The 12,830-nt window shown below is 65.7% G+C and carries 19 protein-coding genes and 1 tRNA gene; all 20 read left to right on the plus strand.

Annotation, left to right across the window (positions count from 1 at the left end):
• The first annotated feature begins 36 nt into the window (after positions 1 to 36).
• Entirely contained in the window at positions 37 to 405 is a 369-nt protein-coding gene (rplN, locus tag QZ500_RS01965) for a 50S ribosomal protein L14 (RefSeq protein ID WP_055840955.1), read from the plus strand.
• A 9-nt stretch (positions 406 to 414) separates the two neighbouring features.
• Entirely contained in the window at positions 415 to 735 is a 321-nt protein-coding gene (gene rplX / locus QZ500_RS01970) for a 50S ribosomal protein L24 (RefSeq protein WP_295850127.1), read from the plus strand.
• 11 nt (positions 736 to 746) lie between these two features.
• Complete coding sequence (gene rplE, locus QZ500_RS01975; protein ID WP_295850128.1) at positions 747 to 1,286, plus strand: 50S ribosomal protein L5; 540 nt, start codon at positions 747 to 749, stop codon at positions 1,284 to 1,286.
• A gap of 8 nt (positions 1,287 to 1,294) precedes the next feature.
• Positions 1,295 to 1,600, plus strand: a complete 306-nt coding sequence (gene rpsN / locus QZ500_RS01980) for a 30S ribosomal protein S14 (protein WP_295850130.1) — start codon at positions 1,295 to 1,297, stop codon at positions 1,598 to 1,600.
• 20 nt (positions 1,601 to 1,620) lie between these two features.
• Positions 1,621 to 2,016: a 30S ribosomal protein S8 gene (gene rpsH / locus QZ500_RS01985; protein ID WP_295850132.1), complete on the plus strand. Its 396-nt coding sequence runs from the start codon at positions 1,621 to 1,623 to the stop codon at positions 2,014 to 2,016.
• A gap of 23 nt (positions 2,017 to 2,039) precedes the next feature.
• Positions 2,040 to 2,573, plus strand: coding sequence for a 50S ribosomal protein L6 (gene rplF, locus QZ500_RS01990; RefSeq protein WP_295850133.1), 534 nt, complete (start codon positions 2,040 to 2,042; stop codon positions 2,571 to 2,573).
• An 11-nt stretch (positions 2,574 to 2,584) separates the two neighbouring features.
• Positions 2,585 to 2,953, plus strand: coding sequence for a 50S ribosomal protein L18 (gene rplR, locus QZ500_RS01995; protein WP_295850135.1), 369 nt, complete (start codon positions 2,585 to 2,587; stop codon positions 2,951 to 2,953).
• An 18-nt stretch (positions 2,954 to 2,971) separates the two neighbouring features.
• Complete coding sequence (gene rpsE, locus QZ500_RS02000) at positions 2,972 to 3,493, plus strand: 30S ribosomal protein S5 (protein WP_295850136.1); 522 nt, start codon at positions 2,972 to 2,974, stop codon at positions 3,491 to 3,493.
• A 14-nt stretch (positions 3,494 to 3,507) separates the two neighbouring features.
• Positions 3,508 to 3,690 (plus strand): 50S ribosomal protein L30, encoded by a 183-nt coding sequence (rpmD, locus tag QZ500_RS02005; RefSeq protein WP_055840933.1) that lies wholly within the window; start codon positions 3,508 to 3,510, stop codon positions 3,688 to 3,690.
• A gap of 13 nt (positions 3,691 to 3,703) precedes the next feature.
• A complete protein-coding gene (rplO, locus tag QZ500_RS02010; RefSeq protein ID WP_295850139.1) occupies positions 3,704 to 4,135 on the plus strand; it encodes a 50S ribosomal protein L15 in 432 nt (143 codons plus the stop codon).
• 45 nt (positions 4,136 to 4,180) lie between these two features.
• The gene (secY, locus tag QZ500_RS02015; protein ID WP_295850141.1) at positions 4,181 to 5,500 is read left to right on the plus strand and encodes a preprotein translocase subunit SecY; all 1,320 of its coding nucleotides are present in this window, start codon (positions 4,181 to 4,183) and stop codon (positions 5,498 to 5,500) included.
• Between the two features lie 83 nt (positions 5,501 to 5,583).
• On the plus strand, positions 5,584 to 5,697 hold the full coding sequence (gene rpmJ, locus QZ500_RS02020; RefSeq protein ID WP_003050535.1) for a 50S ribosomal protein L36: 114 nt from the start codon (positions 5,584 to 5,586) through the stop codon (positions 5,695 to 5,697).
• 18 nt (positions 5,698 to 5,715) lie between these two features.
• Positions 5,716 to 6,081, plus strand: coding sequence for a 30S ribosomal protein S13 (rpsM, locus tag QZ500_RS02025; protein ID WP_295850160.1), 366 nt, complete (start codon positions 5,716 to 5,718; stop codon positions 6,079 to 6,081).
• Positions 6,082 to 6,101: 20 nt separating this feature from the next.
• Positions 6,102 to 6,506, plus strand: a complete 405-nt coding sequence (rpsK, locus tag QZ500_RS02030) for a 30S ribosomal protein S11 (protein WP_198969232.1) — start codon at positions 6,102 to 6,104, stop codon at positions 6,504 to 6,506.
• A gap of 156 nt (positions 6,507 to 6,662) precedes the next feature.
• Entirely contained in the window at positions 6,663 to 7,286 is a 624-nt protein-coding gene (rpsD, locus tag QZ500_RS02035; RefSeq protein WP_295850164.1) for a 30S ribosomal protein S4, read from the plus strand.
• A gap of 121 nt (positions 7,287 to 7,407) precedes the next feature.
• Positions 7,408 to 8,400, plus strand: coding sequence for a DNA-directed RNA polymerase subunit alpha (gene rpoA / locus QZ500_RS02040; RefSeq protein WP_295850166.1), 993 nt, complete (start codon positions 7,408 to 7,410; stop codon positions 8,398 to 8,400).
• Between the two features lie 81 nt (positions 8,401 to 8,481).
• A complete protein-coding gene (rplQ, locus tag QZ500_RS02045; RefSeq protein WP_295850168.1) occupies positions 8,482 to 8,880 on the plus strand; it encodes a 50S ribosomal protein L17 in 399 nt (132 codons plus the stop codon).
• A 23-nt stretch (positions 8,881 to 8,903) separates the two neighbouring features.
• Positions 8,904 to 8,980: transfer RNA gene (locus QZ500_RS02050), tRNA-Met, on the plus strand.
• 312 nt (positions 8,981 to 9,292) lie between these two features.
• Positions 9,293 to 9,841, plus strand: a complete 549-nt coding sequence (locus tag QZ500_RS02055) for a hypothetical protein (RefSeq protein ID WP_295850170.1) — start codon at positions 9,293 to 9,295, stop codon at positions 9,839 to 9,841.
• A 30-nt stretch (positions 9,842 to 9,871) separates the two neighbouring features.
• Positions 9,872 to 12,830 (plus strand): hypothetical protein (locus QZ500_RS02060; RefSeq protein WP_295850172.1); only part of this gene is annotated, 2,959 nt, incomplete at its 3' end.

The following is a 12,830-nucleotide window of genomic DNA, read 5'->3' on the forward strand; positions in this document are numbered from 1 at the left end:
GGGTTCGGCCTTCCGGTACAAGTTGGGAATATAGAAATGATCCAGACAGAATCCCGGTTGGAAGTCGCCGACAACACCGGCGCGAAGTCCGTCCTGTGCATCAAGGTGCTGGGCGGGTCCAAGCGTCGCTATGCGAGCGTGGGCGACATCATCAAGGTGAGCATCAAGGAAGCCGCTCCGCGTGGTCGCGTCAAGAAGGGCGAGATCTACAGCGCCGTGGTCGTGCGCACCGCCAAGGGCATCCGCCGCGGCGACGGCTCGCTCGTCAAGTTCGACGGCAATGCCGCCGTGCTGCTCAACGCCAAGCTGGAGCCGATCGGCACCCGCATCTTCGGACCGGTCACCCGCGAACTGCGGACCGAGAAGTTCATGAAGATCGTGTCGCTGGCCCCTGAAGTTCTCTAAGGACACGCCATGAACAAGATTCGCAAAGGCGACGAAGTCATCGTCCTCACCGGACGCGACAAGGGCAAGCGCGGCACGGTCTCGCTGCGCAAGGACGACTCGCACGTGATCGTCGACGGCATCAACCTGGTGAAGAAGCACACCAAGCCGAACCCGATGAAGGGCGCGACCGGCGGCATCGTGGAGAAGGCCATGCCGATCCACCAGTCCAACGTGGCGATCTTCAATGCCGCCACCGGCAAGGCCGACCGCGTCGGCATCAAGCTGCAGGCTGACGGCAAGCGCGTGCGCGTCTTCAAGTCCAGCGGCGAAGAAATCAAGGCCGCCTGAGGGTTACAGACATGGCACGACTCCAGCAACACTACCGCGACAACATCGTCAAGCAGCTGACCGAGCAGTTCGGCTACACCTCGCCGATGCAGGTCCCGCGCCTGACCAAGATCACGCTGAACATGGGCGTGAGCGAAGCCGTCTCCGACAAGAAGGTGATGGACAACGCCGTCGCTGACCTGACCAAGATCGCCGGCCAGAAGCCCGTCGTCACGAAGGCCAAGAAGGCCATCGCCGGCTTCAAGATCCGCGAAGGCCAGGCCATCGGCGCCATGGTCACCCTGCGCGGCGTGCAGATGTACGAATTCCTGGACCGTTTCGTGACCGTGGCCCTGCCGCGCGTCCGTGACTTCCGCGGAATCTCCGGCCGTGCCTTCGACGGCCGCGGCAACTACAACATCGGCGTGAAAGAGCAGATCATCTTCCCGGAAATCGAGTACGACAAGGTCGATGCGCTCCGTGGTCTGAATATCAGCATTACCACGACGGCCAAGACCGATGAAGAAGCCAAGGCGCTCCTCGCGGGCTTCCGCTTCCCGTTCAAGAACTGAGGTGACGTGTGGCTAAAGTAGCTCTGATCCAGCGCGAACTCAAGCGCGAAAAGCTGGCAGCCAAGTACGCTGCCAAGTACGCCGAACTCAAGGCCATTGCCGGCGATGCCAAGCGCAGCGACGAAGAGCGCGACGCTGCTCGCCTCGGCCTGCAGAAGATCCCGCGCAACGCCAACCCGACCCGCCAGCGCAACCGCTGCGAGATCACCGGCCGTCCGCGCGGCACGTTCCGCCAATTCGGTCTGGCCCGCAGCAAGATCCGTGAACTGGCCTTCGCTGGCGACATCCCCGGTGTCACCAAGGCCAGCTGGTAAGCAGGCAGGAGAGATTCAACATGAGCATGAGTGATCCCATCGCCGACCTGCTGACCCGCATCCGCAATGCACAGATGGTCGCCAAGGCGTCCGTTTCCGTGCCGTCTTCCAAGGTGAAGATTGCGATCGCACAAGTCCTGAAGGACGAGGGTTACATCGACGGCTTCCAGGTCAAGACCGAGGGCAACAAGTCCGAGCTCGAGATCGCACTGAAGTACTACGCCGGTCGCCCGGTCATCGAGCGCATCGAGCGCGTCAGCCGTCCCGGCCTGCGCGTGTACAAGGGCCGTGATTCCATCCCCCAGGTCCAGAACGGCCTGGGCGTGGCCATCGTCACCACCCCGCAAGGCGTGATGACCGATCGCAAGGCACGCGCCACCGGTACCGGCGGCGAAGTGCTGTGCTACGTCGCGTAAGCAGGCATTGAGGAGAAACTGAAATGTCCCGCGTAGGAAAAATGCCGGTCGCCATCCCGCAAGGCGTGGATGTGTCGATCCAGAACGACCAGATCAACGTGAAGGGCACCGGCGGCACGCTGTCGCTGGCCACCAACGCGCTGGTGAACGTCTCGAACAACGACGGCAAGCTGAGCTTCGCTCCTGCCGACGAGTCGCGTGAAGCCAATGCGATGAGCGGCACGCTGCGCCAGCTGGTCAACAACATGGTCCAGGGCGTCAGCAAGGGCTTCGAGAAGAAGCTGTCGCTGGTCGGCGTGGGCTACAAGGCTGCCGCACAGGGCACCAAGCTGAACCTGGCCGTCGGTTACTCGCATCCGGTCAACGTTGAAATGCCGGCCGGCATCACGGTCGCCACGCCGACCCCGACCGAAGTCGTGATCAAGGGTGCCGACCGCCAGCGCGTCGGCCAGATCGCCGCCGAGATCCGCGCCATCCGTCCGCCCGAGCCCTACAAGGGCAAGGGCATCCGCTATGCGGATGAGAAGATCGTCATCAAAGAGACGAAGAAGAAGTAAGGAGTCGCAGCATGTCCTTGACCAAGAAAGAGCAGCGGCTCCGCCGTTCGCGCCAGACCCGCATCCGCATCGCCACACAGGGCGTGGCGCGTCTGACGGTGAACCGTACCAACCTGCACATCTACGCGACCGTCATCTCCGGCGACGGCTCCAAGGTGCTCGCATCGGCATCCACCGCGGAAGCGGAAGTGCGCACGGCCCTCGGCGGCGTCGGCAAGGGCGGCAACGCCGCTGCCGCCACCGCGATCGGCAAGCGCATCGCCGAAAAGGCGAAGGCTGCAGGCGTCGAGAAGGTCGCTTTCGACCGCGCCGGTTTCGCCTACCACGGCCGCGTGAAGGCGCTGGCCGACGCTGCCCGCGAAGCGGGTCTGCAGTTCTAAGCACGACGGAAGAACATCATGGCTAAGTTTCAACCCAAAGTGCAGACCGAAGGCCAGGACGACGGTCTGCGCGAGAAGATGATCGCGGTCAACCGCGTGACCAAGGTCGTCAAGGGCGGCCGGATCCTCGGTTTCGCCGCACTCACCGTGGTCGGCGACGGCGATGGTCGCGTCGGTTTCGGCAAGGGCAAGTCCAAGGAAGTGCCGGCTGCCGTCCAGAAGGCGATGGAGGAAGCCCGTCGCAACCTGAAGAAGGTGTCGCTGAAGAACGGCACGCTGCACCATCAGGTGACGGGTCACCACGGCGCTGCCAACGTGTTCCTGGCGCCGGCTCCCAAGGGTACCGGCATCATCGCCGGCGGCCCGATGCGCGCCGTGTTCGAAGTGCTGGGCATCACCGACGTCGTCGCCAAGAGCCACGGCTCGTCCAATCCCTACAACATGGTCCGTGCGACCTTCGATGCGCTCGTCAAGTCGACGACGCCTTCCGAAGTGGCAACCAAGCGCGGCAAGTCGGTCGAAGACATCTTCGCCGCCTGACCGGAGTAATTCACATGACGACGCAACAAACCGTCAAGGTGCAACTGGTGCGCAGCCCCATCGGCACCAAGGAATCGCATCGCGCCACCGTTCGCGGCCTGGGCCTGCGCAAGCTCAACAGCGTGAGCGAACTGCAGGACAGCCCCGAAGTGCGCGGCATGATCAACAAGATCAGCTATCTGGTCAAAGTACTCTGATACGAGGCAGGACATGGAACTCAATGGCATCAAGCCGGCCGAAGGCGCCAAGCACGCGAAGCGTCGCGTCGGCCGCGGCATCGGCTCCGGCCTGGGCAAGACCGCCGGTCGCGGTCACAAGGGTCAGAAGTCGCGTTCGGGCGGCTACCACAAGGTCGGCTTCGAAGGCGGTCAAATGCCGCTGCAGCGTCGCCTGCCGAAGCGCGGTTTCAAGTCGCAGACGCTCAAGTTCAACGCCGAGGTGACCCTGGGTGCGCTGGAGCAGCTCGGCCTGGGCGAAGTGGACGTGTTGGCACTGAAGCAGGCAGGCCTCGTCGGCCAGCTGGCCAAGGTCGTCAAGGTCATCAAGTCGGGCGAGCTGACCAAGTCGGTCAAGCTGACCGGCGTGGGCGCGACCGCCGGTGCCAAGGCTGCGATCGAAGCAGCCGGCGGCAGCGTGGCCTGACCCGCTTGACGCAACTTCCGAAGCAAACGATCCGAAAGCACCGCAGTGGCAACCAGCGCAGCAACCTTGGCTAAGACCGGCAAGTTCGGCGACCTGCGTCGTCGGCTGGTATTCCTGCTGCTCGCGCTGGTGGTCTACCGCATCGGCGCGCACATCCCGGTGCCGGGTATCGATCCGGCACAGCTGCAGCAGCTCTTCAACGGGCAGCAGGGCGGCATCCTCAATCTCTTCAACATGTTCTCGGGCGGCGCCCTGTCGCGCTTCACCGTGTTCGCACTTGGGATCATGCCGTACATCTCGGCGTCGATCATCATGCAGCTGCTCGGCTACGTGCTGCCCAGCTTCGAACAACTGAAGAAGGAAGGCGAGGCGGGACGTCGCAAGATCACCCAGTACACCCGTTACGGCACGCTGGGCCTGGCGCTCTTCCAGTCGCTCGGCATCGCCGTGGCGCTCGAGAGCTCCGCCGGCCTAGTGCTGAGCCCGGGCTTCGGCTTCCGTCTCACGGCGGTGGTCAGCCTTACCGCAGGCACGATGTTCCTGATGTGGCTGGGCGAGCAGATCACCGAGCGTGGTCTGGGCAACGGCATCTCGATCCTGATCTTCGCCGGCATCGCTGCGGGCCTGCCCAATGCGATCGGTGGTCTGCTGGAGCTGGTGCGGACCGGTGCGATGAGCGTTCTGGTCGCGATCTTCATCGTGCTGGTGGTCGCTCTCGTTACCTACTTCGTGGTGTTTGTCGAACGCGGTCAGCGCAAGATCCTCGTGAACTATGCGCGGCGCCAGGTCGGCAACAAGGTCTACGGCGGACAGTCGTCGCACCTGCCGCTGAAGCTGAACATGGCCGGTGTGATCCCGCCGATCTTCGCGTCGTCGATCATCCTGCTGCCTGCCACGGTGGTGAACTGGTTCAGCGCGGGCGATTCGATGCGGTGGCTGAAGGACATCTCCGGCGCCCTGACGCCCGGTCAGCCGATCTACGTGATGTTCTACGCCACGGCGATCGTGTTCTTCTGCTTTTTCTACACCGCGCTGGTGTTCAACAGCCGCGAGACGGCCGACAACCTGAAGAAGAGCGGTGCGTTCATCCCGGGCATCCGTCCGGGTGACCAGACCGCACGGTACATCGACAAGATCCTGCTGCGCCTGACGCTGGCCGGTGCGGTGTACATCACGTTCGTCTGCCTGCTGCCTGAGTTCCTGATCCTGAAGTACAACGTGCCGTTCTACTTCGGTGGTACATCTCTGCTAATCATCGTGGTGGTGACCATGGACTTCATGGCCCAGGTACAAAACTACCTGATGTCGCAGCAGTACGAGTCGCTGTTGAAGAAGGCGAATTTCAAGGGTGCCAGCGGCGGTTGATCCGCCTTGGCGAATGACGATTTGTCCGCAGCCGTCGCACCCGCGATCGAGTCGGACGCATGTAGAGTTTTAGGAGAGTAGCAATGAGAGTCTCGGCTTCGGTCAAGAAAATCTGCCGTAACTGCAAGATCATCCGCCGCAAGGGTGTCGTGCGCGTGATCTGCACCGACCAGCGCCACAAGCAGCGCCAGGGTTAAGAGTTTTAGAGGACGAACATGGCACGTATCGCTGGCATCAACATTCCGCCGCACAAGCACGCCGAGATCGGTCTGACCGCCATCTTCGGTATCGGTCGCACCCGCGCCCGCCAGATCTGCGAAGCGAGCGGCATCGCCTACTCCAAGAAGGTCAAGGACCTGACGGACGCCGATCTCGAGAAGATCCGCGACCAGATCGCTCTGTTCACGATCGAAGGCGACCTGCGTCGCGAAACGACGATGAACATCAAGCGCCTGATGGACATCGGCTGCTACCGTGGTTTCCGTCACCGCCGCGGCCTGCCGATGCGCGGTCAGCGCACCCGCACCAACGCCCGTACCCGCAAGGGTCCGCGCAAGGGCGCTGCCGCCCTGAAGAAATAAACCGGGACTGAAAGAGAAACATGGCCAAGTCTCCCGCCAATAACGCCGCACAGCGCGTCCGCAAGAAGGTCCGGAAGAACGTTTCGGACGGCGTGGCGCACGTGCACGCTTCGTTCAACAACACCATCATCACGATCACCGACCGCCAGGGCAACGCTCTGTCGTGGGCTTCGTCCGGTGGCCAGGGCTTCAAGGGTTCGCGCAAGTCGACCCCGTTCGCCGCCCAAGTCGCATCGGAAGTGGCCGGTCGTGCTGCCATCGAACAGGGCATCAAGAACCTGGACGTCGAGATCAAGGGCCCCGGCCCCGGTCGCGAATCGTCGGTGCGCGCTCTCGGCGCTCTCGGCATCCGCATCACCTCGATCTCCGACGTGACGCCGGTTCCGCACAACGGCTGCCGCCCGCAGAAGCGCCGCCGCATTTGAGTGCCGAAGGCCATCGCTGGCCTTCCCCATCGGCCTGCGGCTATAATCGCAGGCTTTTTTCTCGTTTCATGAAGCCCACTGCCCGTCGCTTTCTCTGCGGCTGGCTCCCGTGCGCGGAGGCGTCTCCCGTGCGGCAGATTCACCAGGACAACCACCGTGGCACGTTACCTCGGCCCCAAGGCCAAACTTTCCCGCCGTGAAGGCACCGACCTGTTCCTGAAGAGCGCCCGTCGCTCGATCGCGGACAAGGCAAAGTTCGACTCCAAGCCCGGCCAGCACGGCCGCACTTCGGGCCAGCGGACCTCCGACTACGGCCTGCAGCTGCGCGAGAAGCAGAAGGTCAAGCGCATGTACGGCGTGCTGGAGAAGCAGTTCCGCCGCTACTTCGAAGAGGCCGACCGCCGCAAGGGCAACACCGGCGCCAACCTGCTGTCGCTGCTCGAATCGCGCCTGGACAACGTGGTCTACCGCATGGGCTTCGGTTCGACCCGTGCCGAAGCACGCCAGCTGGTGTCACACAAGGCCATCACGGTCAACGGCCAGTCGGTGAACATTCCGTCGTACCTCGTGAAGACCGGCGACGTGGTCGCCGTGCGCGAAAAGTCCAAGAAGCAGAACCGCGTGGTCGAGGCTCTGCAGCTGGCCCAGCAGGTCGGCATTCCGGCCTGGGTCGAAGTGCAGATCGACAAGGCCGAAGGCACCTTCAAGAAGGTGCCGGATCGCGACGAGTTCGCCGCCGACATCAACGAATCGTTGATCGTCGAGCTCTACTCGCGTTGATCCCCCGGGCGCTCTCCGCGCCCTTTTCGATTGTCCATTCCCTGGCGTGCGGGGCACCGCACTGCCACGGCTTCGCAGCCTTACCGGTGTAACGAGCTGGGGGTATTGAGAGGAAGTCCGCATGCAAACCAATCTGCTGAAACCCAAGGCGATCAACGTCGAACAGCTCGGTCTCAACCGCGCCAAGGTGGCGCTGGAGCCGTTCGAGCGCGGCTATGGCCACACGCTGGGCAACGCCATCCGGCGCGTGCTGCTGTCGTCCATGGTGGGCTACGCGGCAACCGAAGTCACCATCGCTGGGGTGCTGCACGAGTACTCCTCGATCGACGGCGTGCAGGAAGACGTCGTCAACATCCTGCTTAACCTGAAGGGTGTGGTCTTCAAGCTCCACAACCGCGACGAGGTCACCCTGTCGCTGCGCAAGGACGGCGAAGGCGTGGTCACGGCCAGCGACATCCAGACGCCGCACGACGTCGAGATCATCAATCCCGACCACGTGATCGCACACCTGTCGGCCGGTGGCAAGCTCGACATGCAGATCAAGGTCGAGAAGGGCCGCGGCTACGTGCCGGGCACGATGCGCCGCTACGCGGACGAAGCGACCAAGTCGATCGGCCGGATCGTGCTGGACGCCTCCTTCTCGCCGGTCAAGCGCGTGAGCTATACGGTCGAGAGCGCCCGTGTGGAGCAGCGTACCGACCTGGACAAGCTGGTCGTCGAGATCGAGACCAACGGTGCGATCTCTGCAGAAGACGCGGTGCGCGCATCCGCCAAGATTCTGGTGGAGCAGCTCGCGGTCTTCGCTCAACTGGAAGGCGGCGAACTCGCGGCCTTCGACCAGCCGGCACCGCGCGGCGGCAACACGCCGTTCGACCCGATCCTGCTGCGTCCGGTGGACGAGCTGGAACTGACGGTCCGTTCGGCGAACTGCCTGAAGGCCGAGAACATCTACTACATCGGCGATCTGATCCAGCGGACCGAGAACGAACTGCTCAAGACGCCGAACCTGGGCCGCAAGTCGCTCAACGAGATCAAGGAAGTGCTGGCTTCCCGCGGCCTCACGCTCGGCATGAAGCTCGAAAGCTGGCCGCCGGCCGGCCTCGACAAGCGCTGATTTTTCATCGGCCCGCGAGGGCCACGTGCACCGGGCGGTACCTGACACGGCCGCCTGTTTTTATAAAGTAAGGAAAGCACCATGCGTCACGGACACGGACTCCGCAAACTCAACCGCACCAGCTCGCACCGCCTCGCGATGCTGCAGAACATGATGAATTCGCTGATCGAGCACGAGGTCATCAAGACCACGGTGCCGAAGGCGAAGGAACTGCGCCGCGTCATCGAACCGATGATCACGCTGGCCAAGGAAGACACGCTGGCGAACCGCCGTCTGGCGTTCAACCGCCTGCGCGACCGTGACAGCGTCACCAAGCTGTTCAACGTGCTCGGCCCGCTGTCGAAGGCGCGTCCGGGCGGCTACACCCGCATCCTGAAGATGGGCTTCCGTGTGGGCGACAACGCTCCGATGGCGCTCGTCGAGCTGGTCGATCGTCCGGCTGCAGAAGAAAATGCAGCAGACGGCGCCAAGAGCGAATAATTAGGTTATACTCAGTGCCTTGCCGCGCGATGGAGCAGCCTGGTAGCTCGTTGGGCTCATAACCCAAAGGTCGCAAGTTCAAATCTTGCTCGCGCAACCAATATAAGCGGTATCTGCTCGGAAAGCGCCCCTGGAAACAGGGGCGCTTTTTTGTTTGGATGGTCGCCAGAAGGTCCGCAGATCGGGATGGATTCGACAGCGGGGTCCGCTACAGTCGGAATCTCTGCGCGCTGCGACCGGCATGTCCAACCCTCCCTCCCTTCTTGCGATTGAGCCGGCCGAAGCCGATGCGCCTCACCAGATCGGAAGGCAGGCGCTTGCGATCCTGCGTCGCGGGATACGGTCTGTCCGGCTCGGATGGTCGCCACGGGGCGAAGCGACGGCGCCGCCTCTGGAGGGTGCGGAAGACGGCATGATCGGCCGCTCCCTGTCGTTCTGGCGGGCGGAAGATGCCGAACGGTATCTGCGGGGCTGGCGGGGCGACGTGGTGGCGATGCACCAGCTCCGCAGCGTGCTCGCACGCACGCAGGGCCGACGCCACCTGCTGTCCTGGAGCGATGACCAGGTACTGCGCGCCCTTGCGGCGCAACTCGCGTCCGGCACGCTCAGTGTGACCGACGCGCGCGCGGACGCGAGCCCCGCGCGGACCATCGAACTGCCGATCGTCGTCGCTGCGGCGGCCGCTCCGACCGCACCGGTCGCGGTAGCGCACACCGAGCCGGTCATGCGGCCCAGTGCGATCTCGGCATTGCCGCTGCTGCCGATTCTGGAAGAGGTGCAGATCGAAGGCGCCGACGTGCTGCCCGAAATCCTGCAGTCCCTCGAACAGGTGGCCTTGACGCTGGACAACATCGATTTGGCGTCGGTCTCGCTGGAGCCCACCCCCTCCGGTGTGCCGGCCATCGCGACGGCGATCGGCGATGCGGGCAGCGGCATCGCGGCCGCACTCGCCGCGCTCTGATCGATCCACACCTCATCCCTCATCCGTCGCATGCTGTTCGTCACCAAAGCCAGCACCGCCATCCGCGAAGGGGCCGAACGGGTAGCCGCGGCCGTCACGACCGCATCGGCGACGCTGCAGACCGAGCTGACCCAGGCGATCGCCGACGCGGGCACCACGGTGTCCGAGGTGTCGACCCAGTTGCAGGCGGCGGCCGCCAAGGTCGCCTCCACCGCACCGCCGATCGATCCGGCGGCGCTGGCCGGCGCATTGCCGGCTGCACTGGCGACGCTGCAGTCCGATCTGACGGCAGTGACGAGCGACGCGGCGGCGCTGCCCGCGCGCCTGACCGCCATCGGTGCCCAGGCGGGCGAAGTCGCCGGTGCGGTGGCTTCGCTGGTGAGCAGCGTCGGCACGGTACCGGGGCGGTTGGCGACGATTCGTCCGGCGGTCGACGGTTTTCCGGCCCGCATCGCCGCCATCGCGAGCCGTGCCGACCGGCTGGCAGTGCCGCCCGCGGCTTCGCTTGCCGACCCGATGGCCTGGCGCAAGGACGTGATGGCGGTCGCCGACGGGCTGAAGGCGGACTTGACCTCGATCCGGGGAGAGGTTCGTACCGTCTTCGACGGCCTGATGGCCCAGGCCGAAGGCGTGGTGCGGCCGGTCATGACCGGAATCGATGCCATCACCGCCAGGGCCGATGCCGTGATCGCGGCGGTCGGCCAGGAGGCCGATGCGATCGTCGGCCAGGGCGATCTGCTGCAGCGGCGCACGCACGATGCAGCCGTGCTGGTCGCCACACCCCTCGCCGCGGTGGAGCTCGCGTTCGACACCACCGCGCAGCGGATCGAGGAGGTCGGCGTCGCCGTCGATACCGCGCTGGCGGGGGTAGAGACCGCGATCGGCCATCTCGACGCCAGCATCGCTAAGATCAACGGCGTGATCGACCAGTGCGTCGCCGAAGTCGACCGGTCGATCGACGAGATGAAGACTGCGCTCGGCGAGATCATGGCCGAGATCGACGCGCTGATCGCGCAGTTGCGCCAGTTGCCGGACCGGTTCGATCCGGTCCGTGCGCGCATCGACCAGGCGCGGGCGACGATCGAGGAGATCCGCGCGCGCGTCGTGTCGTTCATGGAGCGTGCGGACCGGGCACTGGCCTTGGCGAGCGATGAACTCGACCAGGCCGACGTGCGGTGCGACAACGCGATCGCGGTCTGCACCCGCTACATCTCGCGCGCGCCGGCGCTGGCGATTGCGCGCGCGCTGTTCGTCGGGGTCAAGGGCATGATCCCCGGCATCCAGACCACGATCACCGCCGCGCGGACGACAGTCAAGAGGGCGGGCGATACGGCCCTGCATCTGCTCGACCAGGCCGTCGCCATCGTCGAGCAGCTGCGCGCGGCACTGGACGCCGCAATCGCGCAGGTGCGCGCGGCGATCGAACGGGTGGTCCAGGTCCTGCAGACGGTTCGCGAGGGCCTGGTCGCGGCACAGGCGCAGATGACCCGCGCCAGCGAGGCGATGCATACGGCGGCCGAGGCGGTCAAGCGCCGGCCGCCGGCGCTGGTGGCCCAGGTGCGCGCCGGCCGCGATCTGTTCGTCACCACCGTGCAGCCGCGAGAAAAGGTCTCGCTGGTGGCGGCGCAGGTACTCGCCGCCAAGCTGGCCGCGGTGCAGCCGGTGCGCCAGCAGATCGGTAGCGCAGAAGCGCGGGTGGTCCAGGGCATTCAGGAGGTCCAGGTCCGTATGCGGGTGCCGATGGACAAGGTGCGGAGCACGCTGGCGCCGGTGCGTGCCCAGGTCGACGCGCTGAAACTGCAGCTGGAGCGGCCGCTGACCGAACTGCGGGCGCTGTTCGCCCGGGGCGAGGCCGCGTTCGACGACCTGCTCGTCCAGGCCAGGACGAAGCTGGACGGCCTGCTGCCCGGCGGCGCCGCGACGCCGCCGCCGGCCTGGCTGACCGAACTCCGGGCCCTTGCGGCCGATCTGCAAACCAGCGCGCAGCAGGCCGCGGCGGCAGGACAGGCCCTCGCCGCCGACCTGCAGGCCGGCCATGCGCGCATCGCGGCGGCCATCCAGCAAACCCAGGCCGGACTGCAGCAGACGGCCGGACCGCTGGCAGCGCTGCAGCAGGAGATCCTTGCGGCCGTGCAGGCCGCGGGCCAGCCGGCGCGGGACCGGCTGGCGTCCCTGCTCGGCCTAGCGGCCGCCGCCGAGCCGATCCGGCTGCAGGCCGAGGCGGCGAAGGCGGAGGCCGCCTCGCATGGCCAGCAGGCCCAAGCCGCAGCCGAGACGCAGCGCGACCGGATCGACGCGGCTCGGGCGGAGCTCGATGCCGTGCTGGACGACATGCGGGCCGCGATCACGCCGCCGCAGGACGAGGCGGAGAAGGCCCGGGCCCAGCTGGAAGCGCCGCTGGCCGCGGTCGAGCGCGAGAACGCGGCGCTCGAGGCGGAGACCCGCCAGGTGACGGAGCGGCTCCACCAGGACACCGCCGACGCCGAACGGGCCGTGACCGCGCGCCGCGACCAGGCACAGGCCGGGATCGATGCGGCCGTGGCCGAGGTGATCGCGTTACGCACGCAGACCGAGGTCGCACGGGCCGACGTTGTCAGTGCCGAAACGGTCGTGGCCGCGGAAGTGGCCAAGCATGGCGGTTCACAGGCGTCCGAGGGCGGAGATGCTGAGAAGGCATCTGGATCGGACGCTGGATCGGGCGGGGGCGCTGCAGAGTCGCAGGCGTCGGGGGGAACATCGCCAGATGCCGCGCAGGGCGGGGCGGACGGAGGGCCGGAGGGGGAGGGAGGCGGCACTGTTGCCGCGCCGGCGGCCAGGGACAGCGATGCTGCACAAGACGGTGCGGCGCCCGAACTCGACGGCACCACGGATGGCGCTGCAGCCGCGCCGCCGCCGGGTGAGACCGACGCGGCGGCGACCGGCGAGGGCGCATCCGCGACCGGAGAGACGCACGAAGGTGATCTGGCAACCTCCGGCGGCGCTAGCGCTG

The sequence above is a fragment of the uncultured Xylophilus sp. genome, from assembly GCA_913776965.1.
GTDB lineage: Bacteria > Pseudomonadota > Gammaproteobacteria > Burkholderiales > Burkholderiaceae_C > Xylophilus.

What these genes read in the sequence shown, in the direction of transcription:
- rplN (WP_055840955.1), top strand. Translation starts at nt 37, where the DNA reads ATGATCCAGACAGAATCCCGGTTGGAAGTCGCCGACAACACCGGCGCG.
- rplX (WP_295850127.1), top strand. Translation starts at nt 415, where the DNA reads ATGAACAAGATTCGCAAAGGCGACGAAGTCATCGTCCTCACCGGACGC.
- rplE (WP_295850128.1), top strand. Translation starts at nt 747, where the DNA reads ATGGCACGACTCCAGCAACACTACCGCGACAACATCGTCAAGCAGCTG.
- rpsH (WP_295850132.1), top strand. Translation starts at nt 1,621, where the DNA reads ATGAGCATGAGTGATCCCATCGCCGACCTGCTGACCCGCATCCGCAAT.
- rplF (WP_295850133.1), top strand. Translation starts at nt 2,040, where the DNA reads ATGTCCCGCGTAGGAAAAATGCCGGTCGCCATCCCGCAAGGCGTGGAT.
- rplR (WP_295850135.1), top strand. Translation starts at nt 2,585, where the DNA reads ATGTCCTTGACCAAGAAAGAGCAGCGGCTCCGCCGTTCGCGCCAGACC.
- rpsE (WP_295850136.1), top strand. Translation starts at nt 2,972, where the DNA reads ATGGCTAAGTTTCAACCCAAAGTGCAGACCGAAGGCCAGGACGACGGT.
- rpmD (WP_055840933.1), top strand. Translation starts at nt 3,508, where the DNA reads ATGACGACGCAACAAACCGTCAAGGTGCAACTGGTGCGCAGCCCCATC.
- rplO (WP_295850139.1), top strand. Translation starts at nt 3,704, where the DNA reads ATGGAACTCAATGGCATCAAGCCGGCCGAAGGCGCCAAGCACGCGAAG.
- rpmJ (WP_003050535.1), top strand. Translation starts at nt 5,584, where the DNA reads ATGAGAGTCTCGGCTTCGGTCAAGAAAATCTGCCGTAACTGCAAGATC.
- rpsM (WP_295850160.1), top strand. Translation starts at nt 5,716, where the DNA reads ATGGCACGTATCGCTGGCATCAACATTCCGCCGCACAAGCACGCCGAG.
- rpsK (WP_198969232.1), top strand. Translation starts at nt 6,102, where the DNA reads ATGGCCAAGTCTCCCGCCAATAACGCCGCACAGCGCGTCCGCAAGAAG.
- rpoA (WP_295850166.1), top strand. Translation starts at nt 7,408, where the DNA reads ATGCAAACCAATCTGCTGAAACCCAAGGCGATCAACGTCGAACAGCTC.
- rplQ (WP_295850168.1), top strand. Translation starts at nt 8,482, where the DNA reads ATGCGTCACGGACACGGACTCCGCAAACTCAACCGCACCAGCTCGCAC.
- QZ500_RS02055 (WP_295850170.1), top strand. Translation starts at nt 9,293, where the DNA reads ATGATCGGCCGCTCCCTGTCGTTCTGGCGGGCGGAAGATGCCGAACGG.